Here is a 25,642-nt window from a genome sequence, read left to right as displayed (position 1 = left end):
GAGGTAACGCGTTCATATTAGATTAACAGTTAATACTTATCTTTTTATTATTAATAAAATCAACCCGGTTCAATATAAAAAATAAACGGCCATCGTAAGAGCGCCGTTTACTCTAATCAGAACGCCGGTACGCCGCTGTGAAAGCGTAATTCGTTGTCGGGTTCGCTAATTAACCGCCCTTCTGTTGCCCCAATCACCTGCACCCGCGGCGTGATATCTCTGGTGGCAATCTGCGCCGCCAGGGTTAAATAGTCCTGATAATGCCGCGCCTCTGAGCGCAACAGCGACAGATAGAACTTCGCCAGTTCGTCATCAAGATAAGGTGCCAGACTGGCGAAACGCTCGCAGGAGCGCGCCTCGATGTAAGCGCCGCATATCAGCTTATCCACCAGCGTTTCCGGTTCATGGGTGGTGACTTCGCGCAGCAGCGATTTGGCATAGCGGCTGGAGGTGATCTTCTGATAGACCAGCCCGCGCGACTGCATAATTTCCCACACCTGATAGAAGTGATGCAGCTCCTCTTTAATCAGCAGCACCATCTTCTCCACCAGCTCATCCGCCCACGGCAGCGCATTGCGCACGATGATACGTTTTGTCAGGTTCTTATGGGCGTTGATAAAGTCGCTGTCGCCATCTTCGCGGAAGATAAAATCTTCATAAGGTTTCAGCCACGCCAGAATGGCGTCGCCACTGGGTTTGTCGGCAACATATTTGCGGATCAACCACACCGCGGTCTGCGCGGCTTTCAGTTCGCACACCAGATGGTCGGTTAACAGCAGGGTCAGATTTTCCGGCTTGCGCGCCTCATCAATCCAGGCCTGTGGCGTGCGGCAGTGCAGAAACTGATAGATAGGTTCAAGTAAGGGTGCGTAGTTCATGATGTTAAAACAGGTGGCAGGGGTGACAGGCGGAGAACTCTCCGCCCCGGCTACTTAGTGGCGAATACCATCATCATCTTCATCTTCGATGGCGTCGTCATCTTCATCTTCGGCATCGGGATCTTCAAAATAGGTGCCCCAGCCGTCGTAATCGACGTTGTACTTACCAATCAGGTTCACCAGCTGCTCAACCTGCACATCGATCAGTTCAGGCTTCAGGGCGGATTCGCTGATGATGTCGACGCACATCACGGTGGTGCCATCTTCCAGCTCCAGCTCTTCCGGCTCGGTCACTTCATAACCCAGCTTGAACGCATCAACGGCCGCTTTTTCCAGCGAATCAAAATTATTGCATGAGAGATGGTGCTCGATGGTATAGAGCGCATCAGGATCGCTGCCATCCTCCAGCAGCTCTTCAATAATCTGCCGCGTCTCTTCCTGCTGCTCTTCCAGTAATGCTTCATATGCCATGACGATATCCTCTCTGAGTTCGGCAATAATCAATTATTTTCCCATACTGCCCGTCGCGCCACTACACAAAACGAAAAGTTTATTAGCCCTGCACTTGAAAATGCATATTCATACGGTTAGATTGAATTTTAATTCACTTTAATGATTACCGGAGTGTTGTATGAGTCAGCTGTATCAGCGCCATTTCCTCAGGCTTCTGGATTTTACGCCCGCCGAAATTGATCATCTCCTCTCCCTTTCCGCTGAATTGAAACGCGCGAAAAAAAGCGCCCAGGAAGTGCAGCATCTGAAAGGTAAAAACATCGCGCTCATCTTCGAAAAAGACTCAACCCGTACCCGATGCTCTTTCGAAGTTGCCGCTTACGATCAGGGTGCAAACGTCACCTATCTTGGCCCGAGTGGCAGCCAGATCGGCCATAAAGAGTCGATGCGCGACACCGCGCGGGTGCTGGGCCGGATGTACGATGGCATTCAGTATCGCGGTTACGGTCAGGAACTGGTGGAAACGCTGGCGGAACATGCCGGTGTGCCAGTGTGGAACGGCCTGACCACCGAGTTTCATCCGACCCAGCTGCTGGCCGACCTGCTGACCATGCAGGAGCATCTGCCGGGCAAAAAACTCAGCGAGATGACGCTGGTTTATGTAGGTGATGCGCGCAACAACATGGGCAACACCATGCTGGAAGCCGCCGCACAGGTGGGGCTGGATCTGCGTCTGGTGGCACCGAAGAGCTGCTGGCCAGAGGAGCAACTGGTGGCGCAGTGCCGCGCAGCCGCGCAGCAGACCGGCGGGAAAATCACCCTCACCGAAGATATTGCCGACGGTGTGAAAGGCGCTGACTTTATCTACACCGATGTCTGGGTGTCGATGGGCGAAGCCAAAGCGGTGTGGGCCGAGCGTATCGCGCTGCTGCGTGACTATCAGGTGAACCGGGCGATGCTCGGTCTGACCGGCAACCCGCAGGTTAAATTCCTGCACTGTCTGCCCGCCTTCCACGACGACCAGACCACGCTGGGCCAGCAGATGGCGGAACAGTACGATCTGCCCAACGGCATGGAAGTGAGCAACGAGGTGTTTGAGTCACCACACAGCATTGTGTTCGACCAGGCTGAGAACCGGATGCACACGATTAAAGCGGTAATGGTGGCCACGCTGGGCCAGCGCTGATCGACCAGCACCGCGCAGCTGAGGACGCTGAGTCGCGTCTGCTCATACCGGCCTATTCATCCGCCTGATCTGGCCCGGTCTCTGATCGGCTAAGCAGGCGCAAACGTTTTCCTCTTGCTGACCCACCGCGAACGGGTATAATGCGGCCCAATTTGCCGGAGGAAATATGCTACAGCACAGCGGACAACTTGACGCTCAATCACGCCTGACCGCAGGCGGTGCTACTGTTTCTTTCGGTCATCGACCCGATCTTAAAAAAGCCCCTTAAGCAGGGGCTTTTTTTTGTCCGCAATCCGGCCGCGCAGAGGAGACAGCTATGGCTAACCCGCTATATCGCAAGCACATTATTTCAATCAACGACCTCAGTCGTGAAGAGCTGGAACTGGCGCTACACACCGCCGCGAAGCTTAAAGCCCATCCGCAGCCGGAACTGCTCAAGCACAAGGTTATCGCCAGCTGCTTCTTTGAGGCGTCGACCCGTACCCGCCTGTCGTTTGAAACCGCCATTCATCGCCTTGGCGCGTCAGCGGTGGGCTTTGCTGACGGCAGTAATACGTCGCTGGGCAAAAAAGGCGAAACCCTGGCCGACACCATTTCAGTGATTAGCACCTACGTCGATGCGATCGTGATGCGTCACCCGCAGGAAGGCGCGGCGCGGCTGGCGACCGAGTTCTCCGGCGGCATCCCGATTCTCAACGCCGGTGACGGCGCGAACCAGCATCCGACCCAGACGCTGCTTGATCTCTTTACCATTCAGGAGACGCAGAGCCGTCTTAATCAGCTGAATGTGGCGATGGTCGGCGACCTGAAGTATGGCCGCACCGTCCACTCCCTGACCCAGGCGCTGGCGAAGTTTGACGGCAACCGCTTCTTCTTTATCGCGCCCGATGCGCTGGCGATGCCGGCCTATATCACCGACATGCTGGATGAGAAGAATATCAGCTGGTCACGTCACGACAGCTTTGAAGAGGTGATGCCGCAGCTCGATATCCTCTATATGACGCGGGTGCAGAAAGAGCGGCTCGATCCGTCAGAATATGCCAACGTCAAAGCGCAATTCATTCTGCGCGCTGCCGATCTCGCTACGGCGCGCGACAATATGAAGGTACTGCACCCGCTGCCGCGCATCGATGAAATCACCACCGATGTCGATAAAACCCCGTATGCCTGGTATTTCCAGCAGGCGGGTAACGGCATCTATGCGCGCCAGGCTCTGCTGGCACTGGTTTTAAACAGCGAACTCGCCCTGTAAGGAGATACCCCCATGACGCAGGACAACAAACTGCAGGTCGAAGCGATCAAACGCGGCACGGTCATCGACCATATTCCGGCGCAGATCGGCTTTAAATTGCTCTCTCTGTTCCGGCTGACCGAAACCGATCAGCGGATTACCATTGGCCTGAATCTGCCATCGGGCGAGATGGGCCGCAAAGATCTGATCAAGATTGAGAACACCTTTCTCACCGACGATCAGGTGAATCAGCTGGCGGTCTATGCGCCCCATGCCACGGTCAACCGCATCGACGACTATGAAGTGGTCGCGAAGATCGCCCCGACGCTGCCGGACCACGTTGAACGGGTGCTGACCTGCCCGAACAGCAACTGCATCAGCCGCAGCGAGCCGGTCTTCTCCAGCTTTGCCGTGAAGCAGCGCGCCGACGATGTGCATCTGAAGTGCAAATATTGCGAAAAAGAGTTCGCCCGCCATGTGGTGCTGGGTCACTGGTAATCGCCCTGCCCGACCTTATAATGGGCAACACCGGCGGCATCGCCGCCTGACGACGTAATCAAAGGAGCAATGATGTCTCGTGAAATCAGTACTGAAAAAGCCCCTGCCGCTATCGGCCCCTATGTTCAGGGTGTCGATCTGGGCAGCATGATCATCACCTCTGGCCAGATCCCGGTGGATCCGGCGACCGGCCAGGTGGCGGATGACGTTGCCGCACAGGCGCGTCAGTCACTGGAAAATGTGAAGGCGATTGTTGAAGCAGCGGGTCTGAAGGTCGGCGACATCGTGAAGACCACGGTGTTCGTAAAGGATTTAAATGACTTCGCCACGGTCAATGCGGCTTATGAGGCGTTTTTCACCGAGCATGAAGCGCACTTCCCGGCGCGTTCCTGTGTCGAAGTGGCGCGTCTGCCAAAAGATGTGAAGATCGAAATCGAAGCGATTGCCCTTCGTCGCTAATCTACGTTGTTAACATCTATTGTTAACGAGGGCGCCCGCCTCTCTCCGGCTATCCCGGAGAGAGGCGGTGAATCGCTTAACGCTTAGCCGGACGCCACAGCCACAGCAGCGCTATCGCCAGCGCAAACAGCACGCCAAAACCGACGCCCGTCGCCACCGCAGGTGCACCCGCCTTGATCGCCAGCGTATAGAGCCCCAGCATGATCAGCATGGCGCTGTTCTCACCCAGATTCTGCACCGCAATCGCATTACCTGAACCGACGCTCTCTTTGCCCCGCGCCTGCAGCAGTGCATTCAGCGGCACCACAAAGAAACCGCCCAGCGCGCCAATCAGCATCAGCACCAGATAGGCATTCAGCAGAGAATGCTGCAGCGCGAAGACGACGACCATCACACCAATCAGCACACCGGCTGGCATACAGCGACGCACCGTTTCAAGCGTCACCAGCTTCGCCGCCGCCGCCGCCCCAATCACAATCCCGATCGCCACCATGGCATTCAGGGTCGTTGGCGTGGTGTTGTCACTGATGCCCAGCGCCACCGGCACCCACAGCACCAGCAGAAAACGCAGCGTCACGCCTGCGCCCCAGAACAGGCTGGTGCCGAGCAGCGAGAAGCGCGTCTCCGCATCACGCCATAGCAGCGCGGCAGCACTGAAAAAACTGCGTACCATCATACCCAGCTGCCAGCTCTGACCAGGACGCGCCGCCTGCAGTTTCGGGATAAACAGGTTGGCCACCACGGCAATGCCGTAGGTCAGTGCACAGATCCCGAGCGCCGCCAGCAGATGCCAGTCAGCCAGCATCCCACCCGCCACTGAGCCGAGCAGAATGGCGGCGATGGTCGATCCCTCCATCAGCCCGTTGGCTTTCACCAGCTTCTCGCCGTGAGTGATCTCACCGAGGATGCCATATTTAGCCGGAGAGTAAGCGGCTGCGCCCGCGCCCACCAGGGTATATCCGAGGAAGGGGTTGAAGCCGAAGCAGATCACCAGCGCGCCCAGCAGCTTCAGGCTGTTGGCGAGCATCATCACCCGCCCTTTTGCCATGCTGTCCGCGACCTGACCGACAAACGGTGCCAGCAGAATGTAGGCTGCGACAAAGAGCATCTGCAGCACCGGCTGACTCCAGTCGGGATAGAACTGGCTTTTCAGCACGGCCAGCGTGGCAAACAGCAGCGCGTTATCGCCGAAGGCCGAAAAGAACTGGGCGATAATCACGGCGATCATGCCGCGTGACATCAGCGGCGCATTACGATCAAGGCTCATGCCTGCTCCTCTTCCGCCATTTTTTTCAGCGTGACGTAATCGGGTTTACCGCTGCCCAGCTGCGGCAACTGCTTCATCACCCGGATATCACGCGGCAGCGCCAGTTCTGGCGCACCCAGCTCGCGGGCCGCATTCTGCAGGCTGTCGCGCGCCAGTTCAGCGTCGGTGGTGAACAGCACCAGCGCCTCACCACGCTGACCATCCGGGCGCAGCGAGGCGGCATGTTGTTTGTCCGGCGACGCTTTCAGAGCGATCTGCTCGACGATCTCCAGCGACACCATCTCACCGGCAATCTTCGCAAAGCGTTTGGCACGTCCCTGAATCTGGCAGAAACCGCCGTCATCAAAGCTGACGATATCACCCGTGTCATACCAGCCCGCTTCCTGATTGCCTTCGCCATCGTCGGCGACCGGCACTTCCAGCACGCCTGGATTCTCAACCCGCAGATAGCCCTTCATCACGTTCGGTCCGCGCAGTTGCAGCCGTCCGCCCTGCTCAATGCCCGGCACCGACATCAGCCGCGAATCCATGCCCGGCAGAATGCGTCCGACGGTGTGCGCCTTCGCCGCCATCGGCACGTTAATCGCGACCACTGGCGCGCATTCGGTTACGCCGTAGCCTTCAAGAATGCGAATGCCATACTTCTCCATGTAGAGCTGACGGGTGTTCTCCTGCAGCTTCTCCGCCCCCGCCACCACATAGCGCAGGCGGGCAAAATCATAGGGCGCGGCAAAGCGCGCGTAGTTGCCGAGGAAGGTCGAGGTGCCAAACAGCACGGTGCAGTTGCGGTCATAGACCAGCTCCGGCACGATGCGATAGTGCAGCGGGCTGGGATAGAGGAACACCTGCGCGCCGGTCATCAGCGGCGTAAACAGCCCGACGGTCAGACCAAACGCATGGAACAGCGGCAGCGCCGACATAAAGCGGTCGCGCGGGGTGAAGTCGGCGATGGTGCGGATCTGTTCAACGTTCGCCAGCAGGCTTTTATGCGAATGCACCACCCCTTTAGGATTGCCTTCCGAGCCGGAGGTAAACAGTACCATCGCGGCGTCTTCCGGCTGCTGGGGCAGCTGTGCGCGATGCGGCATCAGCAGATGGGCGACGATCCACAGTTTGTCCTTACTGGTCACGGTATCTTTCAGATCTTCCAGATAGATCCACTGCACATCATCGAGCCCCTGTGGCAGATGCCACAGGTTGCCTTTGTCCAGGAACTGGCGCGACGTGAAGACCGTTTTGATCTGCGCGGCGGTCAGTGCCGCCCGCATGCCGTTCACGCCCGCCGTATAGTTGAGCATCGCCGGAACACGTCCGCGCAGGGATGCCCCGAAAATCGCCGCCGCCGTGACGGTGGTATTGGGCAGCAGCAGTCCTACCACTTCGCGCGGCTGGCTGTAGCGCTCCAGAATACGGCCCACGCCCAGCGCCTTCTTCAGCAGTCCGTTGTAGCTGTCGGGTTTGAAATTGACATCTTCGATGCAGCGCTTAAACGCGCCATAACGCGTACGCGCCGCCAGAAATGCCTCAAACAGGGTTTCACGCGGACGCACCGCCATGCGCGCTTCCATCATCACATGATGCAGATGCTCACCGGCCAGCACGCGCCGATCGCGCGCCCGTTTCGCCTCCGGCATCGGAATGCGGGTGGCGGGCAGAATCGTCAGGGTGATGCGCGGGAACAGGCGACGTTTAAACACGCCCGCCAGACGACCAAACGGCGTGTACTCTGCGCCTTCAATGCGCATCGGCACCACATTCGCGCCCGAACGCGCCGCGACAAAACCCGCCCCGCTGTAGATCTTCATCAGCGATCCGGTGACGGTAATACGTCCTTCCGGGAAGATCACCACCGGACGGCCACTGTCGATCAGCCTGACCAGCTGTTTGAGCGCCATGGGTTTGGTGGGATCGAGCGGCACATAGTCGATAAAGGGTTTAACCAGCCGCATAAACCAGCTTTCGCTGATGGTCGAATAGACCGCATAGACCGGCTTAATCGGCAAAAATAGCGCCAGCAATATGCCGTCGAGAAACGACATATGGTTCGGCGTGATCAATACCTTCTGCTTATGCAGTTCGGCGACGTCGCCACGCAGTTCGACCCGCCATAACAGGCGAAATATCAGGCGCAATAGTGTGAAAACCATGCCGGCTCCTTAGCATCGTGAAAATAGCCCCTCACGATGCAGGATTTGACGCGGTTCGACAACAGAATTATCGGTAACCTGACGCCGCCTTCAGGGTGCCTGCCAGCCACCGCCGAGTGCCGCAATCAGCGCCACACTGCTGACCCACTGCGTGCTCTGCAGCGTCAGCAAACTCTGTTGCGCACTCAGGCGGCTGTTTTCGGTGGTCGCCACATCCAGATACGTAATAATGCCCGCCTCATACTGCAAACGCGTCACCCGCGCCGAGGTCTGCGCCGCGTCGGTGGCGCGCTGCTGCGCGGCGATCTCACCCTGCAGCGTGTTCAGCTCCACCAGCTTATCTTCCACCTCCTGCATTGCGGTCAGCACCGTCTGACGATAGGTCGCAACGCTGGCATCCCAGCCCGCTCGTGCCTGATCGACCTGTGCTGCGGTCGCACCAAAATCCAGCAGCGTGCCGCTCAGCTCCGGCCCCAGCGACCAGACGCGGTTCGGCAGCGAGAAGAGCGAATGCAGCACGGAAGAACTGACGCCACCGCTGGCGCTCAGGGTCAGGTCGGGATAGTAACCGGCCACCGCCACGCCCACCGCAGCATTGGCCGCGGCCATGTTACGTTCGGCGTAAGCAATGTCGGGACGGCGCTGCAACAGCTCGCCCGGCAGGGCTGCCGGAATCGCGGGCAGCGTGGCCGTCAGCGGCGCGGCGGTCAGGCTGAATTCAGCGGGTGCTTTGCCGATCAGCAGCGCAATGGCGTGCTCCATCTGCGCGCGCTGCCACTGATAATCCTGCGCCGAGGCGCTGGCGCTCTCCCGCTGCAGCTGCGCCTGAGCCAGGGTGGCACGCGACGCGGTGCCCGCCTGATACTGGCTGGTAATCACTTTCAGATAGCGCTGATAAGCATCAACGCTCTGCTGATAGAGCGCGATTTTCTGATCCATGATGCGCAGCTGGAAATAGTCCTGCGCCAGCTCAGACTGGGCGCTCAGGGTGATATTGGCCAGTTCCGCCGCGCTGGCCGAGGCGCTGGCGCGGTTCTCCTCCAGCGTGCGTCGCAGTTTGCCCCACAGGTCCAGCTCCCAGCTGGCACTCAGCTCCGCCTGATGGCTGCTGCTGGTGGTGCGAACGCTGCTGTCAGTCGCGTGGCTGCCGCTGCGCGTCACGCTGCCGTCATAGCCCAGCGAGGGAAACAGCGCCGCACGTGACTCACTCGCCAGCGCCTGTGCCTGCCGGTACTGCGCGGCATAATTCGCCACGTTCTGGTTCGAGATGCTCACCTGGTTCAGCAGCCCGCTCAGGGTGGCGTCGTGATAAACCGCCCACCATTCGCCTTTACTTTGCGCATCAAGCGGCGTCGCCTGCTGCCAGCCTCTGGCCTCTTTATAGTGGACCGGCACAGACACCGCGGGGCGCTGATAGTCGGGACCGACGCTACAGCCGCTCAGCAGCATCACAACAAAGGGGATAAGCGGTTTCATGGATCAGGATTCCGTAGGGCGCAGACGACGCCATTGACGTTGAGTGGCACGGCCCAGACGATCGAGCCAAAGATAAACAACCGGCGTGGTAAACAGCGTCAGCAGCTGGCTGAGCGCCAGTCCGCCCGCGATAGCGATGCCCAGCGGGCTGCGCAGATCGGCATCACCGCCGCTGCCCAGCGCCAGCGGCAACGCGCCGAAAAAGGCGGCCAGCGTGGTCATCATGATGGGCCGGAAGCGCATCAGGCACGCCTGGGTGATCGCCTGCTGTGGCGACATGCCCTGCCGCCGTTCCGCATCGATGGCGAAATCGATCATCATGATGGCGTTCTTTTTCACGATGCCGATCAGCAGGATAATGCCAATCAGCGCGATTACCGTGAGCTGCGTGCCGGTCAGCAGCAGCAGTAACAGCGCGCCGACGCCCGCTGACGGCAGGGTCGAAAGAATGGTCAGTGGATGGATGTAGCTCTCATAGAGCACGCCGAGCACGAGATAGACCGCCGCCAGCGCCGCCAGAATCAGCCACGGCATGGTCGCGGTCAGCTGAGAAAAGGCGGCGGCGGTGCCGGCAAAACCGGCATGAAGGGTCGACGGCAGGCCCAGCTTCGCCATCGCCTGTTTTATCAGTTCCTGCGCCTGTTCCAGTGACACTCCCTCGTTGAGATTAAACGCCAGGGTGCTGGTCGCGGCCTGGCCCTGATGCGCCACCGACAGCGGCGCGTTGCCGCCGCTGAAGCGGGCAAAGGCGGAGAGCGGCACGCGGTCACCGCTGTCGTTAATCACATAAAGCTGCTGCAGCGTCTCAGGATTGGCGGTGTCGCTATCCTGCAGTGACATCACCACGTGATACTGATTCAGAGTGTGATAGAGCGTGGCGATCTGCCGCTGGCTGAACGCATTGTTCAGCAGCGTATCCAGCATGTTCACGTTGACGCCCAGCCGGGTGGCGCGATCACGATCGATGTTCAGCTCTACCTCCTGGCCGCCGGTCTGTGAATCGGAGTCCACGCTGTTAAGCTCGGGGATCGCCGCCAGCGCCGCCTGCACTTTCGGCGTCCAGGTGCGCAGCAGATCGAGATCGTCCGCCTGCAGGCTGTACTGATACGTGGCGTTGGCGCTGCGTCCGCCAATGTGCAGGTCCTGCGCCGCCATCAGGAACATCTGCGCCCCGGCGATGTGACTGGTTTTGCGCGTCAGCCGGTTGGCCACCTCGGTGGCGGTCGCATCGCGCTGATCAAAATCTTTAAGCCGCACAAAGAAGTTGGCGCTGTTGCGGGAGCCAAACATCCCGCTGCCCATCGACGACATCACACTCTCTACCGCCGGGTCTTCCTGAATGATCTGCGTGAACATCAGCATTTTCGGCTTCATCGCCTGGAACGAGATGTTCTGATCGGCGCGCAGCGCACCCATCAGCAGCCCGGTATCCTGATTGGGGAAGAAGCCCTTCTGCACCACGGCGAAGAGAAAAACATTCAGTAGTACGGTCAGCAGCAGGCTGAGCAGCGTCAGTTTCTGATGGCGCATCACCCAGGCCAGCCCGCGCCCGTAGGCGGCCAGCAGGCGATTCAGCTGGTTTTCAATCAACTGATAAAGCGGATGCGGCCGCTGGCTGACGGGCGGCTTTGGTTTCAGCAGGCGGGCGCAGAGCATCGGCGTCAGGCTCAGCGAAACAAACAGCGAGATCAGCAGCGACACGGTGAGCGTCACGGCGAATTCGCGGAACAGCCGCCCGACAATGCTGCCCATCAGCAGGATCGGGATGAACACCGCGATCAGCGACACGGTCATCGACAGCACGGTAAAGCTCACCTCCTGCGCCCCGCGCAGCGCCGCCCGCAGCGGGCTCAGCCCGCGCTCAATGTGACGGGTGATGTTCTCCAGCACCACAATCGCATCATCCACCACGAAGCCGGTGGCGATAATCAGCGCCATCAGCGACAGGTTATCCAGGCTGTATCCCAGCAGATACATCACCGCGCAGGTGCCGATCAGCGACACCGGCAGTGCCAGCGCCGGAATGATCACCGCCTGCAGATTGCGCAGAAAAATAAACACTACCGCAATCACCAGCAGCACCGCGATCAGCAGCGTCTCTTCGGTGTCATACAGCGAGGCGCGCACGCCAGGCGAACGGTCAACCACCACCTTCAGCTGGCTGTCAGCGGGCAGACTCTTTTCCAGCTGCGGCAACTGCGCTTTTATCGCGTCGATGGTTTCCAGCATGTTGGCACCCGCCTGACGTTTGATACCGATCATCACCGCCGGTGTGGCATTCAGAAACCCTGCCTGATAGCGATCTTCCACCGAGTCATAGACCGTGGCGACGTCACGCAAGCGCACCGCGTTGCCCTGCTGATAAGTGATGATCAGATCGCGGTAGCTGGCCGCCTTCTCCAGCTGGCCGTTGCTGTCCACCAGCCACGACTGGTCACTGCCCTGTAAGATCCCTTTAGGCAGATTGGTAGTGCTGTTGGCGACGGCGGCACGCACCGTCTCCAGCGAGATGCCGTAATGGGTCAGCTTCAGCGGCTGCAGATCAATCCGCACCGCCGGTAAGGCGCTGCCCATCAGCGACACTTCGCCGACGCCCTGTACCTGCCCCATCGCCTGTTCGATTTTGCTCTCCGCCAGATCGTAGAGCTCGCCTGGCGTGCGGGTGGCAGAGGTCAGCGCCAGCATCACTATTGGCGCGTCTGACGGGTTGGCTTTGCGATAGGTCGGCAGCGAGGCCATTGCGCTGGGCAGCAGGCTGCGCGCCGCGTTGATTGCCGCCTGAACGTCGCGCGCCGCGCCATTGATATCGCGGTCCAGTTCAAACTGCAGGATGATGCTGCTGGAGCCCTGCGAGCTGCTGGAGGTCATCTCACTGATACCGGCAATCTGCCCCAGCGAACGTTCCAGCGGCGTAGCGACCGTCGCCGCCATGGTTTCCGGGCTGGCGCCTGCCAGGCTGGCGCTGACCATGATGGTGGGGAAATCGACCTGCGGCAGTGGTGCTACCGGCAGCAGCCGGTAGCCCAGCGCGCCGAGCAGCAGGATCGCCAGCGTCAGCAGCAGCGTCGCCACCGGACGAAAGATAAACAGCCGGGTCAGATTCATTGCCCGCTCCGCGCCCGCTGCTGACGGCGTTTCACCCAGGCGTGGCCGCGCTGCGCCAGCCCATCAAACAGGAGGTAGATGACCGGCGTGGAGAAGAGTGTCAGCACCTGACTGACAATCAGCCCGCCGACAATCACCAGCCCCAGCGGCTGACGCAGCTCTGCCCCGGAGCCGGAGGCCAGCATCAGCGGCAGCGCACCCAGCAGCGCCGCCATCGTCGTCATCAGAATCGGGCGGAAGCGCAGCAGGCAGGCCTGATGAATCGCGTCGCGCGCGCTGAGCTGCTGATGGTGTTCCGCCTCCAGCGCGAAGTCGATCATCATGATGGCGTTCTTTTTCACGATGCCGATCAGCAGTATCACCCCAATCAGCGCAATCAGGCTGAATTCGGTGCCCGCCAGCAGCAGCGTCAGCAACGCGCCCACCGCCGCCGACGGCAGCGTAGAGAGGATGGTCACCGGATGGATAAAGCTTTCGTAGAGGATGCCGAGCACCACATACATGGTGATCAGCGCCGCCAGAATCAGCCACAGCGTGTTGCCGGTGGCGCTCTGAAACGCCGAGGTTTCCCCCTGATAACGCAGCGTGGTGCTCTCCGGCAGATGCAGCTGCTGCCGTACTTCCGCGATCGCCCGCTGTCCATCCTCCAGCGAATAGCCCGGATTAAGGTTGAAGGAGATCATCACCGCCGGAAACTGATTCAGCCGCATGTGCATCAGCGAACCGGTGCGCTGGTGGATGGTGGCGATAGAAGTGAGTTTGACCATGCCGCTGCTGGTCGGGCTGGCGCTGGTGTCAGAGGCTGAAGTGGACGTCGACGAAGACGAAGACGTTGACGAAGACGTTGACGTTGATGAAGCCGTGCTGGTGGATGACGACGCCGAACTGCTGCTGCCGGACGATTGCAGCCAGACATCATCAAACGACGCCGGACCCTGCTGGTATGCCGGAGCCACTTCCAGCACCACCCGATACTGATTCGACTGGGTGAAGATGGTCGAGACCAGCCGCTGACCAAAGGCGTTATAGAGCGCGGTGTCCACATCCGAGGCAGTAATGCCGAAGCGCGCCGCTTTATCGCGGTTCAGCTCAACGTAAGAGACGCGCCCCTGATCCTGCAGGTTACTCACCACGCCATTAAACTCGGGCCGCTGCTGCAATGCCGCCACCAGTTTCGGCGACTCGCTGACCAGATTTTCGCTGTCGGCATCATCGAGGGTGAACTGATACTGACTCGGCGAGACCTGATCGTTGACGGTGAGATCCTGCGCCGGTTGCAGATAGAGCCGGATGCCCGCCACATCGGCGGTCGCCTGTTGCAGTTGTTTAATCACCTCACCCGCTTTCACATCACGCGAGCCAAACGGCTTAAGGTTGATCTGTAACCGCCCGCTGTTAAGGCTGGTGTTGGTGCCGTCGATGCCGATCGTCGATGAGACGCTCTCCACCGCCGGGTTTTTCAGGATCCGCGCCGACAACGCCTGCTGCCGCGTTGCCATGGCGTTAAACGAGACATCCTGCGAGGCGACGGTAATGCCCTGAATCAGCCCGGTATCCTGGGTCGGGAAGAAGCCTTTCGGCACCATTATGTAGAGCAGCGCCGTCAGCCCGAAGGTGGCCAGCGCCACCAGCAGCGTCAGTTTCTGATGGTTCAGTACCACGGTCAGCAGCCGATCATAACCGCGCACCAGGGCATCAAACAGTTCGCCGCCCTTGCGGGCAAACGTCGACTGCTGTTCTGGCGGAATGTGGCGCAGCAGATACGCGCACAGCATCGGTGTCAGGGTCAGCGATACCAGCATTGACACCAGAATCGCCACCGCCAGGGTAATCGCAAACTCCCGGAACAGTCGCCCGACTACATCGCCCATAAACAGCAGCGGGATCAGCACCGCAATCAGGGAAAAGGTCAGCGAGATAATGGTGAAGCCAATCTGCCGGGAGCCTTTCAGTGCCGCTTCCATCGGCGACTCACCCTGCTCCAGCCGCCGGGAGATGTTCTCGACCACCACGATGGCGTCATCAATGACAAAACCGGTGGCGATAGTCAGCGCCATCAGCGACAGATTATTCAGGCTGAAGCCCGCCAGATACATCACACCAAAGGTGCCGACCAGCGACAGCGGCACTGCCACGCTCGGGATCAGCGTGGCAGCAACGTTGCGCAGAAACAGGAAAGTCACCATCACCACCAGCGCAATCGACAGCATCAGCTCAAACTGGACGTCGCTGATCGAGGCGCGAATGGTCTGGGTGCGATCGGAGAGAATGGTCATCTTCACCCCCTCCGGCAGTGCCGCCTGCAGCGCGGGGAGCTGCGCCTTGATGTTGTCCACCACCTGGATCACGTTCGCGCCCGGCTGACGCTGCACGCTGATTACAATCGCGGGCTGGTTGTTGGCCCACGCCGACTGGAAGCTGTTTTCCGGGCCCTGTTCAATGTGGGCGATATCTTTCAGGCGCAGCGCCGCGCCATTCTCATAGCTGAGGATGAGGTTGCCGTACTCGGTTGCGGTGCGCAGCTGGTCGTTGGCGTCAATGGTCACCGAATGATATTTCCCGTCAAAGCCGCCTTTGGAGCCATTGACGTTGCTGTTGCCAATCAGCGTATTTACCGCCTCCAGCGTCAGATGATGCGCCGCCAGCGCCTGAGGATTCATCTGCACCCGAATCGCCGGCTGGTGGCCGCCCGCCAGCGTCACCATCCCGACGCCGGAGATCTGCGACAGCTTCAGCGCCACCCGGGTGTTGACCAGATCCTGCACCGCGGTCAACGGCAGCGTGCTGGAGCTCGCCGCCAGCGTCACCACCGCGCTGTCCGCCGGATTGACCTTTTTGTAGGTCGGCGGATTGGGCAGGTCGTCGGGCAGCAGGTTATTCGCCGCATTGATCGCTGCCTGCACCTCCTGCTCGGCGACATCCAGCGACAGATCGAGGCTAAACTTCAGGGTAATGATCGAGGAGCCGCTGGCACTGGTGGAGCTCATCTGGCTCAGCCCCGCCATCTGCCCTAACTGGCGCTCCAGCGGTGAGGTGACCGACGATGCCATCACATCCGGGCTGGCACCCGGATAGAGCGTGGTGACCTGAATGATCGGATAGTCGACCTGCGGCAGCGCCGAGGTTGAGAGGAATTTCCAGGCAAAAATGCCGGCGATCAGCACGCCGACCATCAGCAGAATGGTGGCGACCGGACGCAGAATAAACAGGCGCGACGGGTTCATTTCGACACAGCACCCGCAGCGGCGGGCGTCTCATCAGCCAGCGACACTTTGCTGCCGCTGGTCAGACGATCGATCCCTTCCGTCACCAGCCGATCGCCCGGCGAAACACCGCTGAGGATCGCCTGCTGATCGTCTCCGAAAGCGGGACCGGTGGTAACCGCTTTGCGCGTAACGCTGTGATCCTGATTGATCACAAAGACAAAACTGCCGTCGCTGCTCAGCTGCAGCGCCTGGGCCGGGATCACCGTCGCGCCTTTCAGCACCCGGGTCTGCAGCCGCAGATTCACAAACTGATTGGCAAACAGCGACTCATCCTGGTTAGCGAACACCGCTTTCAGCGCCACGGTGCCGGTGGCGGTGTCGATCTGGTTGCTGATGAACTTCACTTCGCCGCTGCCGAGCTGATGCTGGTTGTCCTGATCATACAGCGTGGCGGGCAGGCTCTGTCCCTGATGCAGCACGCTGACCAGCGTCGGGATTTCGCTTTGTGGCACGCTAAAGGTCACGGCGGCGGGCTGCATCTGGGTAATAGTCACCAGGCCGGTGCTGCTGGCACTCTGAACCATGTTGCCGGGATCGACCTGACGCAGGCCGACGCGCCCGCTGATCGGGGCGGTGATCCGGGCATATTCAATGCTGAGTTTCGCACTGGCGATCTGCGCCTGATCGGCGGCGACGGCACCGCGATACTGCCCGACGGTGGCAATCTGGCTGTCCAGATCCTGACGCGCCAGTGCATCCTGCGCCGCCAGTTTGCGGTAGCGCGCCAGCGTCAGCTCCGCACTTTTCAGCAGCGCCTGGTTTTCGCTGAGTTCGCCCTGATACTGGTTCAGCGTGGCCTGAAAGCTGCGCGGATCGATCTGCGCCAGCAGCTGCCCGGCGCTGACTTTCTGCCCCTCAGTAAAGAAAACCTGCTCCAGCTGGCCGTCAACGCGGCTGGTCACCGTGACGCTGGCGTTGGGGATGACCGTGCCGAGCGCATTCAGCCACACCGGCACATCCGCCGTGCTGGCGACACCGCTGTGAACCAGCGTCGCCCCTCCGCCCATCATGCCATGCGCACCCGGTCTGCCCGACGGCATCCCCTCGCCCGGCCCGTGACCTGCCGCCAGCAGACGCCAGATAACCCCAGCGACAATCGCCGCCACCAGCAACAGGAGCAGCCATTTAAGCCCAAAGGAACGCGTGGGGCGAGAAAGGTGAGTCATCGTCGAACTCTTCAGATAAGCAAAAAAAGAAATCCCGGAACGTGCGGAATGCGGCAGTGAGCGGCGGCGAGCAAAAAAGCGCCAGGCTTCACGGCGGCCATTATCAGTGAAAGGCGACGCGCCTTTCTATTGGCAAACTGTCAGGGTTTCGTTAAGAACGATGTTGATTTAGCGGGGGTTTTTACAGCGGTAACGGCAGGCTCAGGCGAGCAGGCAAAAAAAACCCACGCATCTGCGTGGGTCGGTGTAATAACAGGGTCTCACTGCCGAAGCGGTGTTGTTTTCACACCCATCAATACCTCTGGGACTGCTATCCTCGCACTGATTGACCGCGCGGAGACAGCAGGAAAACGCAACCGAATTCGGGGAAGTGCAACGAGGTGTGAATATCCTTCACGCCTCGCTTACACTCTGATTTGTCTAAGATTTATCTGAAGGAGTGGCCGCCGGTTTGGTGTAGATGGCATCCGGTGCAATATTCATGTGTTTCAGTACCGGTCCCATGATATTGCCGAACACCGGCGCAGCAACCGAGCCACCGAAGTGATCGCCCGCCGTCGGATGGTTGATCATCACCACCAGCGCCACTTCAGGATGGCTGGCGGGAGCGAGACCGGCGGTGTAGTTGACGTAGCCGCCATCATACTTGCCGCTGGTGCCCATTTTTTCCGCCGTACCGGTTTTGGTTGCCAGACGGTAGCCCGGCACCGCGGCTTTCAGCCCGGTTCCGCCCGGCAGGACGTCACTCTCCAGCATGTGCACCACCTCTTTCACCGTTTCCGGGTTGGCGACCTGGCGTCCCATGACCGGTGGCGTAACGCGGGTGATCGACAGCGGACGGTAAATGCCATAGGAGCCGAGCGTGGCGTATTCGCGGGCAATCTGCAGCGGCGTCACACGCAGGCCATAGCCAAAGGAGAAGGTGGCCCGCTCGATATCTGCCCAGCGGGTGCGGTGCAATGGAAAGTAGCCGACGCTTTCGCCGGTCAGCCCTAAGCCGGTCGGTTTGCCAAGGCCGAACGCATGATAGGTGTTGACCAGCGCTTCGGCGGGCATTGCCAGCGCGAGGTGTGACACGCCGATGTCGCTCGATTTTTGCAGAATGCCGGTCATGGTCAGGCGCGGCCAGTGGCCGACGTCGCGGATCAGGTGGCCGTTAACGCTGTAAGGCGTGGTGTCGATCACCGAATCCGGGCGCACCAGGTGGCGCTCCAGCGCTTCCATCACCACTAACGGTTTGACGGTCGATCCCGGTTCGTAGCTGTCATTGATGGCAGAGTTACGCATCTGCGCGGGCGTTGCCCCTTCATAGTTGTTGGGGTTGAACGACGGATAGGAGGCCATCGCCAGAATCTCGCCGGTGTCGATTTTCACCAGCACGGCCGCACCCGAGTCCGCCTTGTTGATCAGTACGCCGTCGCGCAGTTTGCTGTAGAGCGTGTACTGGTCATATTTGTCGATGCTGAGCTGTACCGTCGGCGGCTGGGTCGGCGGCTGATAGTTGATCATCGCGATGATATTGCCCGCGGCATCCTGCCGATAGACCTCTTTGCCCGGCTCGCCCTGCAATACTTTATCAAAGCCCTTTTCCAGTCCATTCAGGCCGACGTTATCCGCCCCGACGATGCCGATCAGCGGCGCAGAGGCCTCGCTCATCGGATAGAAACGGCTGTCGTCATAGACTTCGCTGATGCCTTTCAGCTTCAGCTCTTTAATATCTTTGGCGATGCCCAGCTCGACTTTACGCCCCAGATAGAGGAAGCGACGTTTCGGGTTGGCGGTGATCTGCGCCGCCAGCTCTTCGGGACGGGTGTTAAGCGCCGCCGCCAGATAGGCCCATTTGGCACTGGTAAAATCGGGGTTGCTCTCCAGCACACGCTGCGGATCGGCAATCACGTCGCGCGACGGGACGCTGAGCGCCAGCGCTTCACCGTTACGATCCAGCAGCGTGCCGCGACTGGTCGGCAGCGTCACGGTACGCAGCGATCGCTGATCCGCTTCGTGCTCCAGCATCGGCTGATTCAGGAACTGCAGGTCCGCGACGCGCGCCAGCAGCACCACCAGACAGGTCGTGACACCCAGGCAGATCAGTCGGAAACGAAAAGGGTTAAACGGCGCTTTTATCTGGTCTTTTCCCAGTAGTTTTTTAATCCGGGGCATGGCATTCCGCTGCGCAAAATAAAGAGAAAGGGGCTGGTGCCAGCAGTTATAAAGAAAGCGCTGGCCGTATAACAGGAAAACTGTGTATCAGTTCGTTATCGGCAGCCGATTTCTGGCAAAAAAAAACCTGCGCATCTGCGCAGGTTGGTGTAATCAAGAAAATCTATTGATGTTCACCCATCAATACCTCTGGGACCCTGAATGTAGCAAGAGGGATCGATCGGCTGCCATCTCTCAAACGCAACAGTTACCGGCAAAATGTAACCAGCCATGAGATCCTTACGCTATTGTGCAATCCTGATGTTTTTTGATTTCCACCAGGCAGCTCATGGCGTTTGGCCCCTGCGTCAGCGACGAGGTGCCGATGTCGAGCGTCAGCACGTTGGGGTTACCCGCGCGATCGTGCGGCTGCCACGCCTTGCCAAAGCCGGGATCAAACCAGGCGCCGGTGGCGATAATCACTACGCCCTGCGTCACGCCATCGGTGATCCGCACGCCCGCCAGCATCACGCCGCGTGCGTTGCTCACCTCTATCTCGTCGCCCTCCACCAGCCCGCGCGCGGCCGCATCCTGCGGATGCATGTAGAGCGTTTCGTGTCCGGCGGTTTTATTGCCCTGCACCGTTTCTGTCGCATCCAGCTGACTGTGTAACCGGTCGGAAGGCTGAATCGAGATCATGTGCAGCGGATAGTCGCGGCTGACCGGCGAACCGAGCCACTCCTGCGGTTCACGCCATTCCGGATGGCCGGCGAAATCGTCCAGCTGGTAGTCTGCAATGGTCTGGCTGAAGAGCTCGATTTTGCCGCTGGCGGTTTTAATCGGATTGGCCTGCGGATCGGCACGGAAATCATCCATAAACTGATAGGGTTTGCCCCCTTCGGGGATCTCCACAAAGCCGCGCTGCCAGAACTCCTCAAACGACGGGAAATCGATGCCTTTACGCTGATGCGCGGTCGCACACTGCTGATAAAGATGGGCGATCCACTGCATCTCGTTGCGCCCTTCGGTGAAGGTATCGCGGTAGCCGAGGCGCTCCGCCAGGTCAGCAAAAATATCGAAGTCGTTGCGCGCCTGATGCTGCGGTTTAATCGCCTGATGCATCGCCAGCACAAAGCGGTCGCGTGAGGAGCCGCCGATGTCATTGCGCTCCAGCGTGGTGGTCGCAGGCAGCACAATGTCCGCCATCTGCGCGGCGGGTGTCCAGACGATATCCTGCACCACGACCGTATCGGGCCGCTGCCAGCCCTCCACCAGCCGGTTGAGCTGCTGGTGATGATGGAAAGGATTGCCGCCCGCCCAGTGCACCATGTGAATGTCGGGATAGTGCAGGGTTTCGCCCTGGAAGCGGTAAGGCTGGCCGGGATTGAGCAGCATATCGCTGATCCGCGCCACCGGAATCGACAGCCCGGAAGGATTGGGGCCGGTGCTCATCATCGGAGCCGGACCTTCCTGGCGCGGGTTGCCGACGCTGTTCATCGAACCGTGACCAAAAGAGAAACCGGCGCCCGGCAGGCCTGGCTGGCCGAGCATCGACGACAGCGCAATCATCATCCAGTAAGGCTGCTCGCCGCGATGGGCGCGCTGAACGGAATAGGAGCAGGTAATAAAGCTGCGCTTGCCGGTGAGCTGCTGCGCCAGCTGCACAATGCGATCGGCCGGGATGCCGGTGATACGGCTGGCCCAGCCGGCGGTTTTCGCCACGCCGTCGGTTTCGCCCAGCAGATAGGCGCGCAGCTGCGGCCAGCCGGTGCAGTGGCTGGCGAGAAACGCTTCGTCAACTGCACCGCGCTGGGTGATCTCATGTCCCAGCGCCAGCATCAGCGCCACGTCGGTGTTGGGGCGAATCGGAATCCACTCGGCGTTAACAAATTCCGGGCAGTCATCACGCATCGGGCTGATGTTGATCACCGGCGTGCCTTTGGCCGCCAGCTGCATCAGCGCCGGTTTCAGGCTGTGCTGCCCTGCGCCCCCCGAGGCGACCTGGGCGTTTTTCAGCGCCAGCCCACCAAAGGCGACAAAAATTTCGGCATGTTCCACCACCTGCGGCCATTCGGTGACGCGCCCGGTCAGCGGCATGTAGGTGCCAATCACATAGGGCAGGAAGAACTGCGCGGCGCCCCAGCTGTAGTTACCCTGCTGATCAACACCGCCGCCGCCCTGAAAGTAGAAGCGACGAATCAGGGTGCGGGCATGGTTAACACGTCCGGCCGATGACCAGCCGTAGGAGCCGTTGAAAATGCCCGATGCGCCATAGCGCTCGCGAATGCGGCGATTCTCCTCCGCCACCAGATCCAGTGCGGTTTCCCAGTCGACGGCAACAAAATCCTCCCGGCCACGCAGCGTACGGTCGCTTTTTTCGCGTGACTTCAGCCACGAGCGCCGCACCATCGGCTGACGAATGCGTTTGTCGGAATAGACCAGTTCAGGAATGGTGTGGATCATCGGTGACGGATCGGCATCGGCGAAGAAAGGTTCGCAGCCAATCAGGCGATCGTTTTCAGTAACGGCGGTAAAGGCGCCCCAGTGCGCCAGATGTGGCACTTTGGTTTTCATCGTTGTTTTTCACGGTAGCCAGGTGGGAGATTGAGCATAGCATGGTGCGACGCCTCAGCAGAAGACGTGCAGCAGTGACCGTTTTTACCCCTTTTTGCGACGACGCTGGCATTCTGTCGGGTTGATGTGTCCGCCCTTTTCCGTAACACTGATGCGATGTGTAAACGTTTTCCCCAAAGCAGGTCAACGCATGGCTACCATAAAGGATGTTGCGCGACTGGCTGGCGTTTCTGTCGCCACAGTCTCCCGTGTAATCAATAATTCTCCCAAAGCCAGCGACAGCTCCCGACAGGCCGTAGGTCAGGCGATGGAGCAGCTTCAGTATCACCCGAATGCCAACGCACGTGCGCTGGCGCAGCAATCGACCGAAACGCTCGGCCTGATTGTCGGTGACGTCTCCGATCCCTTTTTTGGCGCAATGGTTAAAGCCGTGGATGAGGTTGCAGGTGACACCGGTAACTTTTTGCTGATTGGTAACGGTTACCATAATGAGCAAAAAGAGCGGCAGGCGATTGAACAACTGATGCGTCACCGCTGCGCGGCGCTGGTGGTTCACGCCAAGAAAATCCCCGATGCAGAACTGGAAGTGCTGATGAAGCAGGTGCCTGGCATGGTGCTGCTGAACCGGCTGATAAAAGGCTTTGAAAAGCGCTGTATCGCGCTCGACGATCGCTACGGCGCCTGGCTGGCAACCCGTCATCTGATCCAGCTTGGCCACCAGAATATCGCCTTTATCTGCTCGACCCACACTATCTCCGATGCAGAAGATCGCCTGCAGGGTTACTACGATGCGCTGAAAGAACATGGCCTGCCGTGCAGCGATCGGCTGGTCACCTGGGGTGAACCGGATGAAGTGGGCGGTGAGCAGGCGATGACGGAACTGCTGGGTCGCGGCAAGAATTTCACCGCCGTCGCCTGCTACAACGACTCAATGGCCGCCGGCGCGCTGGCGGTGCTGAGCGATAACGGTGTTCGGGTGCCGGAAGAGATGTCGCTGATCGGCTTCGATGATGTGCTGGTTTCGCGCTATGTGCGACCGCGCCTCACCACCATCCGCTATCCGATTGTCACCATGGCGCAGCAGGCGGCCCAGCTGGCGCTGGCGCTGGCCAACAATCAGCCGCTGCCGGAAGTGACCCACATGTTCAGCCCGACCCTGGTGCGCCGCCACTCGGTCAGCGGCCCGGCCTGAGGACGCTATGGCCGGTTTATCCGGCCGCAGCGTTTACTGAAAGGCGCGCAGCAGCGTCTCCAGCGGCCTGACCAGCGCAATCACTGTTTCATCCTGTACCTCTGCGGCGGCATCCAGTGTCGCACGCATCTCCGCCACTTCACTGGCACCAAATGCCTGATTGCGAACGTAAGCATTAACCAGCGCGAGGCCCATGGTGCTCAGCTCATCAATCTGCTGCACGCTCTGTGCCAGCGGCTTCAGCGTTGCACTGGCGTTAATGATCGGCAGCACCGCGCTGGTGTTAGCCTGCCAGCGCTGCAGCGGCGCGCGAACCGCAGAGGCGGCAGCCGGATTATTACGATTGGCGATTAACACGGCGACCTGCTGCTCCAGCTGACGTACCGCCTCACTCTCAGCGGGCAGTACATCTGCCAGCCGGTTCAGGGGTTCATGGTAGTCGTAATGGCCCGCCTGAAACTTGAGATGCTGGCGCGTGTAGTATTGCGCCGGTTCCAGCACCTCGGCCAGTACCCGCAGTGGGGCGATGTCATGCCCACTGGCCAGCCGCATCATCTGCTGCTCCGTCTGCGCGTGTTGCAGCGTTCCGACCGACACGCTGCTCCAGCGATCCATCGCCGCCAGCCGCGAATACATCGAGTCGGTATTGGTGACATCCTGTGCCGACCATAACCGCTCGGCCACCACGAAGGCGCGCGGCCACAGTTTGGTATCAATAATCTGGCTGTTGATGTTTTCCGCCCACAGCGCCGCCTCGCCACCCAGCAGATTTTGCTGCACCTGCTCAGGTGCGGGCAGCGCGGGCGCGATGCCCGCAGGCGTCTGCGCCAGCCGTTGACCGCTGGTGGGATAACGCACGTTGCCTACCTCTGCATAACCTTTAAGAGCGTTCTGTTGCAGCGTGAACACCGGCTGGAACGGCCCCATCCAGCTATCCACGCTAAACCGCACCTGCTGCGTCGAGAGCCAGTTAATCTGACTGACCATCCGGCGGGCTTTGCCATCGAAGTCGATAAAACCGCGCCAGCCTGCTTCTCCCTGTATCAGCGTAAAGCTGCCCTTCACCGGGCTGCCTTTCAGCCGCGGCATGGTGAATGACCAGCTCTGCGCCTGGTCGCCTGGCCGCAGACGATCCTGGCCGTTGAGGCCCTGTGGCGTGACCTCATTGCGGTAGTGATAGCTGGCAGGCTGAGGCTGATCGAGGTAGAAACCGGTGGAGAGGATGCCGCGGTAGTTCTCTTTTGCCAGCGCGCTCAGCGCATCCTGACCCTGCCACGACTGGATCAGAATGCTGCGCGGCAGATCGGGATGGGCAATCTCATCCCAGCCCACCATCTGACGGTGATGGGCTTCCAGGATCTTCTCTACCCGCTGATTGAAATATGCCTGAAGCGCATGGGCATCTTTCAGATCGTGATCGCGCATAAACTGCTGGATAGCAGGCGAGTCGTTCCACTGTGTCGGATCCACCTCGTCGCCGCCAATGTGCAGCCAGGGGTCGGGGAAGATCGCCGCCATCTCACCCGCCAGCGTGTCGATCACCTGATAAACCTGTTCGTTGCTGGGATCGAGCAGCGGTTTAAAGACGCCCCAGCCGCGCTCCATCTGCCAGGGGCCGGGTGCGCTAATCAGCTCTGGCATCGCCACCGCCAGCGCGGACGCATGTCCCGGCATATCCAGCTCGGGCACCACACGCACCCCGCGATCGGTGGCATATTTCACGATCTCCCGCATCTGCTGCTGGCTGTAATAGTTGCCATCGCTGGCTTTCTGCTGCAGCTGGGGATAGTGGCTGGAGGCGAAGCGCCAGCCCTGATCGTCAGTAAGATGCCAGAGAAAGACGTTCATGCGCGCGGCGGCGATGCCGTCGATCTGACGTTTAAGCGTCTCCACCGGCATAAAGTGACGCGCCGTGTCGATCAGCACGCCGCGCCACGGAAAGCGCGGATGATCGTGGATGGTGACGTAAGGAATGGTTGTCCCCTGTGCGCCGTTTTGTATCAGCTGCAGCAGGGTTTCCATGCCGCGCATCGCGCCGAAACGGCTGGGCGCGGTTAACAGGACGCCGTCGCCATCGACCTGCAACTGATAGCTCTCATCGCTATCAGGCAGCGGCTGCGGATCCACCGCCTTCGCAATGACGATGCGGATAGTCGGTGCTGCTATCGGCTGGGTGGCGGGCAACAGCGGCCAGCCGGTCTGATTACTGATCCGCTCCAGCCAGCGCGCTTCAGCACCCGCCAGATGATCGCCAGAGATTTGCAGCGTCAGCTGCGGCGTCAGGGTAAGCGTGCCGCCGCTGGCGGGCTGTTCCACCTGTTGCGGCCAGGGCATCAGCGGCAGCGAACTGGCCAGGGCGATTGGGCTGAGGGCCGGGAGCAGGAGCAGGAGCAGGAGCAAAGAACGGGGTAACCACATTGGCGGGCATCCTTGTAACGTCAACGTTTTGACAGGGCAGAACGTTGATTAAAGTTGCTGCACGCCAATCCGCCAGTGGATCCTGCAGGAAACCTGAACCAGCACCCGATTTTTTACATCAGCCAGAGTTTTCCAGCGGGTTAAGGCTTCCTTGTTTCAGGTCAAATCTGATCGCAATAATTCTCAG

16 protein-coding genes are annotated in these 25,642 nt (G+C 59.9%); 5 read left to right on the top strand and 11 right to left on the bottom strand.

All coding sequences use genetic code 11. From position 1 onward, the window contains the following. Positions 1–116: 116 nt before the first annotated feature. Together HFD94_RS11505 and rraB are read right to left on the bottom strand one after the other, a co-directional pair. Complete coding sequence (locus HFD94_RS11505; protein ID WP_010671789.1) at positions 117–878, bottom strand: tRNA-(ms[2]io[6]A)-hydroxylase; 762 nt, start codon at positions 876–878, stop codon at positions 117–119. 54 nt (positions 879–932) lie between these two features. After that, positions 933–1,349 carry a ribonuclease E inhibitor RraB gene (gene rraB / locus HFD94_RS11500; RefSeq protein WP_010251675.1) on the bottom strand — a complete coding sequence of 139 codons (417 nt, stop codon included), beginning with the start codon at positions 1,347–1,349 and terminating at the stop codon, positions 933–935. Between the two features lie 160 nt (positions 1,350–1,509). On the opposite strand from rraB, the gene argF reads away from it, so the two are divergent. The 4 genes from argF (at position 1,510) to ridA (ending at position 4,705) form a co-directional block, all read left to right on the top strand. After that, positions 1,510–2,517, top strand: a complete 1,008-nt coding sequence (gene argF, locus HFD94_RS11495; protein WP_167433142.1) for an ornithine carbamoyltransferase — start codon at positions 1,510–1,512, stop codon at positions 2,515–2,517. Between the two features lie 316 nt (positions 2,518–2,833). Continuing rightward, entirely contained in the window at positions 2,834–3,769 is a 936-nt protein-coding gene (gene pyrB / locus HFD94_RS11490) for an aspartate carbamoyltransferase (protein ID WP_010251681.1), read from the top strand. 12 nt (positions 3,770–3,781) lie between these two features. Further along, positions 3,782–4,246, top strand: a complete 465-nt coding sequence (gene pyrI, locus HFD94_RS11485; protein ID WP_010251684.1) for an aspartate carbamoyltransferase regulatory subunit — start codon at positions 3,782–3,784, stop codon at positions 4,244–4,246. A 72-nt stretch (positions 4,247–4,318) separates the two neighbouring features. After that, complete coding sequence (gene ridA, locus HFD94_RS11480) at positions 4,319–4,705, top strand: 2-iminobutanoate/2-iminopropanoate deaminase (protein WP_010251687.1); 387 nt, start codon at positions 4,319–4,321, stop codon at positions 4,703–4,705. Positions 4,706–4,781: 76 nt separating this feature from the next. On the opposite strand, the gene lplT is transcribed toward ridA, so the two are convergent. The 8 genes from lplT to HFD94_RS11440 all read right to left on the bottom strand — a co-directional run bounded on the left by lplT (position 4,782) and on the right by HFD94_RS11440 (position 21,845). Next, positions 4,782–5,972, bottom strand: coding sequence for a lysophospholipid transporter LplT (gene lplT, locus HFD94_RS11475; protein WP_010251689.1), 1,191 nt, complete (start codon positions 5,970–5,972; stop codon positions 4,782–4,784). Continuing rightward, complete coding sequence (gene aas, locus HFD94_RS11470; protein WP_167433141.1) at positions 5,969–8,119, bottom strand: bifunctional acyl-ACP--phospholipid O-acyltransferase/long-chain-fatty-acid--ACP ligase; 2,151 nt, start codon at positions 8,117–8,119, stop codon at positions 5,969–5,971. Before aas ends, lplT begins: the two co-directional genes overlap by 4 nt. Positions 8,120–8,209: 90 nt before the next feature. Continuing rightward, positions 8,210–9,595 carry an efflux transporter outer membrane subunit gene (locus HFD94_RS11465; protein WP_167433140.1) on the bottom strand — a complete coding sequence of 462 codons (1,386 nt, stop codon included), beginning with the start codon at positions 9,593–9,595 and terminating at the stop codon, positions 8,210–8,212. Positions 9,596–9,598: 3 nt separating this feature from the next. Beyond that, complete coding sequence (locus HFD94_RS11460; RefSeq protein WP_167433139.1) at positions 9,599–12,700, bottom strand: multidrug efflux RND transporter permease subunit; 3,102 nt, start codon at positions 12,698–12,700, stop codon at positions 9,599–9,601. After that, on the bottom strand, positions 12,697–15,924 hold the full coding sequence (locus HFD94_RS11455; protein ID WP_167433138.1) for an efflux RND transporter permease subunit: 3,228 nt from the start codon (positions 15,922–15,924) through the stop codon (positions 12,697–12,699). Before HFD94_RS11455 ends, HFD94_RS11460 begins: the two co-directional genes overlap by 4 nt. Then, positions 15,921–17,132 carry an efflux RND transporter periplasmic adaptor subunit gene (locus HFD94_RS11450; protein WP_132499330.1) on the bottom strand — a complete coding sequence of 404 codons (1,212 nt, stop codon included), beginning with the start codon at positions 17,130–17,132 and terminating at the stop codon, positions 15,921–15,923. Before HFD94_RS11450 ends, HFD94_RS11455 begins: the two co-directional genes overlap by 4 nt. A gap of 420 nt (positions 17,133–17,552) precedes the next feature. Beyond that, complete coding sequence (locus HFD94_RS11445) at positions 17,553–19,292, bottom strand: penicillin-binding transpeptidase domain-containing protein (protein ID WP_010251720.1); 1,740 nt, start codon at positions 19,290–19,292, stop codon at positions 17,553–17,555. A 279-nt stretch (positions 19,293–19,571) separates the two neighbouring features. Beyond that, complete coding sequence (locus HFD94_RS11440; protein ID WP_010251724.1) at positions 19,572–21,845, bottom strand: molybdopterin guanine dinucleotide-containing S/N-oxide reductase; 2,274 nt, start codon at positions 21,843–21,845, stop codon at positions 19,572–19,574. Between the two features lie 190 nt (positions 21,846–22,035). Here HFD94_RS11440 and galR point away from each other — a divergent pair, with 190 nt between their 5' ends. After that, entirely contained in the window at positions 22,036–23,037 is a 1,002-nt protein-coding gene (galR, locus tag HFD94_RS11435; protein ID WP_010251726.1) for an HTH-type transcriptional regulator GalR, read from the top strand. A gap of 33 nt (positions 23,038–23,070) precedes the next feature. Here the strand turns inward: galR and HFD94_RS11430 are convergent, their stop codons facing one another. Beyond that, positions 23,071–25,455 (bottom strand): family 20 glycosylhydrolase, encoded by a 2,385-nt coding sequence (locus HFD94_RS11430; protein ID WP_122889215.1) that lies wholly within the window; start codon positions 25,453–25,455, stop codon positions 23,071–23,073. Between the last annotated feature and the right edge of the window lie 187 nt (positions 25,456–25,642).

Origin of the sequence: Pantoea sp. EKM20T, from assembly GCF_011800485.1 — a bacterium.
Lineage (GTDB): Bacteria > Pseudomonadota > Gammaproteobacteria > Enterobacterales > Enterobacteriaceae > Pantoea > Pantoea agglomerans.
The sequence above is the reverse complement of the archived record's forward strand: the minus strand, read 5'-3'. Positions and strand labels throughout refer to the sequence as shown.

Excerpts from the sequence above, each read along its gene's own strand:
- HFD94_RS11505 (WP_010671789.1), bottom strand. The coding sequence starts at position 878 with ATGAACTACGCACCCTTACTTGAACCTATCTATCAGTTTCTGCACTGC.
- rraB (WP_010251675.1), bottom strand. The coding sequence starts at position 1,349 with ATGGCATATGAAGCATTACTGGAAGAGCAGCAGGAAGAGACGCGGCAG.
- argF (WP_167433142.1), top strand. The coding sequence starts at position 1,510 with ATGAGTCAGCTGTATCAGCGCCATTTCCTCAGGCTTCTGGATTTTACG.
- pyrB (WP_010251681.1), top strand. The coding sequence starts at position 2,834 with ATGGCTAACCCGCTATATCGCAAGCACATTATTTCAATCAACGACCTC.
- pyrI (WP_010251684.1), top strand. The coding sequence starts at position 3,782 with ATGACGCAGGACAACAAACTGCAGGTCGAAGCGATCAAACGCGGCACG.
- ridA (WP_010251687.1), top strand. The coding sequence starts at position 4,319 with ATGTCTCGTGAAATCAGTACTGAAAAAGCCCCTGCCGCTATCGGCCCC.
- lplT (WP_010251689.1), bottom strand. The coding sequence starts at position 5,972 with ATGAGCCTTGATCGTAATGCGCCGCTGATGTCACGCGGCATGATCGCC.
- aas (WP_167433141.1), bottom strand. The coding sequence starts at position 8,119 with ATGGTTTTCACACTATTGCGCCTGATATTTCGCCTGTTATGGCGGGTC.
- HFD94_RS11465 (WP_167433140.1), bottom strand. The coding sequence starts at position 9,595 with ATGAAACCGCTTATCCCCTTTGTTGTGATGCTGCTGAGCGGCTGTAGC.
- HFD94_RS11460 (WP_167433139.1), bottom strand. The coding sequence starts at position 12,700 with ATGAATCTGACCCGGCTGTTTATCTTTCGTCCGGTGGCGACGCTGCTG.
- HFD94_RS11455 (WP_167433138.1), bottom strand. The coding sequence starts at position 15,924 with ATGAACCCGTCGCGCCTGTTTATTCTGCGTCCGGTCGCCACCATTCTG.
- HFD94_RS11450 (WP_132499330.1), bottom strand. The coding sequence starts at position 17,132 with ATGACTCACCTTTCTCGCCCCACGCGTTCCTTTGGGCTTAAATGGCTG.
- HFD94_RS11445 (WP_010251720.1), bottom strand. The coding sequence starts at position 19,292 with ATGCCCCGGATTAAAAAACTACTGGGAAAAGACCAGATAAAAGCGCCG.
- HFD94_RS11440 (WP_010251724.1), bottom strand. The coding sequence starts at position 21,845 with ATGAAAACCAAAGTGCCACATCTGGCGCACTGGGGCGCCTTTACCGCC.
- galR (WP_010251726.1), top strand. The coding sequence starts at position 22,036 with ATGGCTACCATAAAGGATGTTGCGCGACTGGCTGGCGTTTCTGTCGCC.
- HFD94_RS11430 (WP_122889215.1), bottom strand. The coding sequence starts at position 25,455 with ATGTGGTTACCCCGTTCTTTGCTCCTGCTCCTGCTCCTGCTCCCGGCC.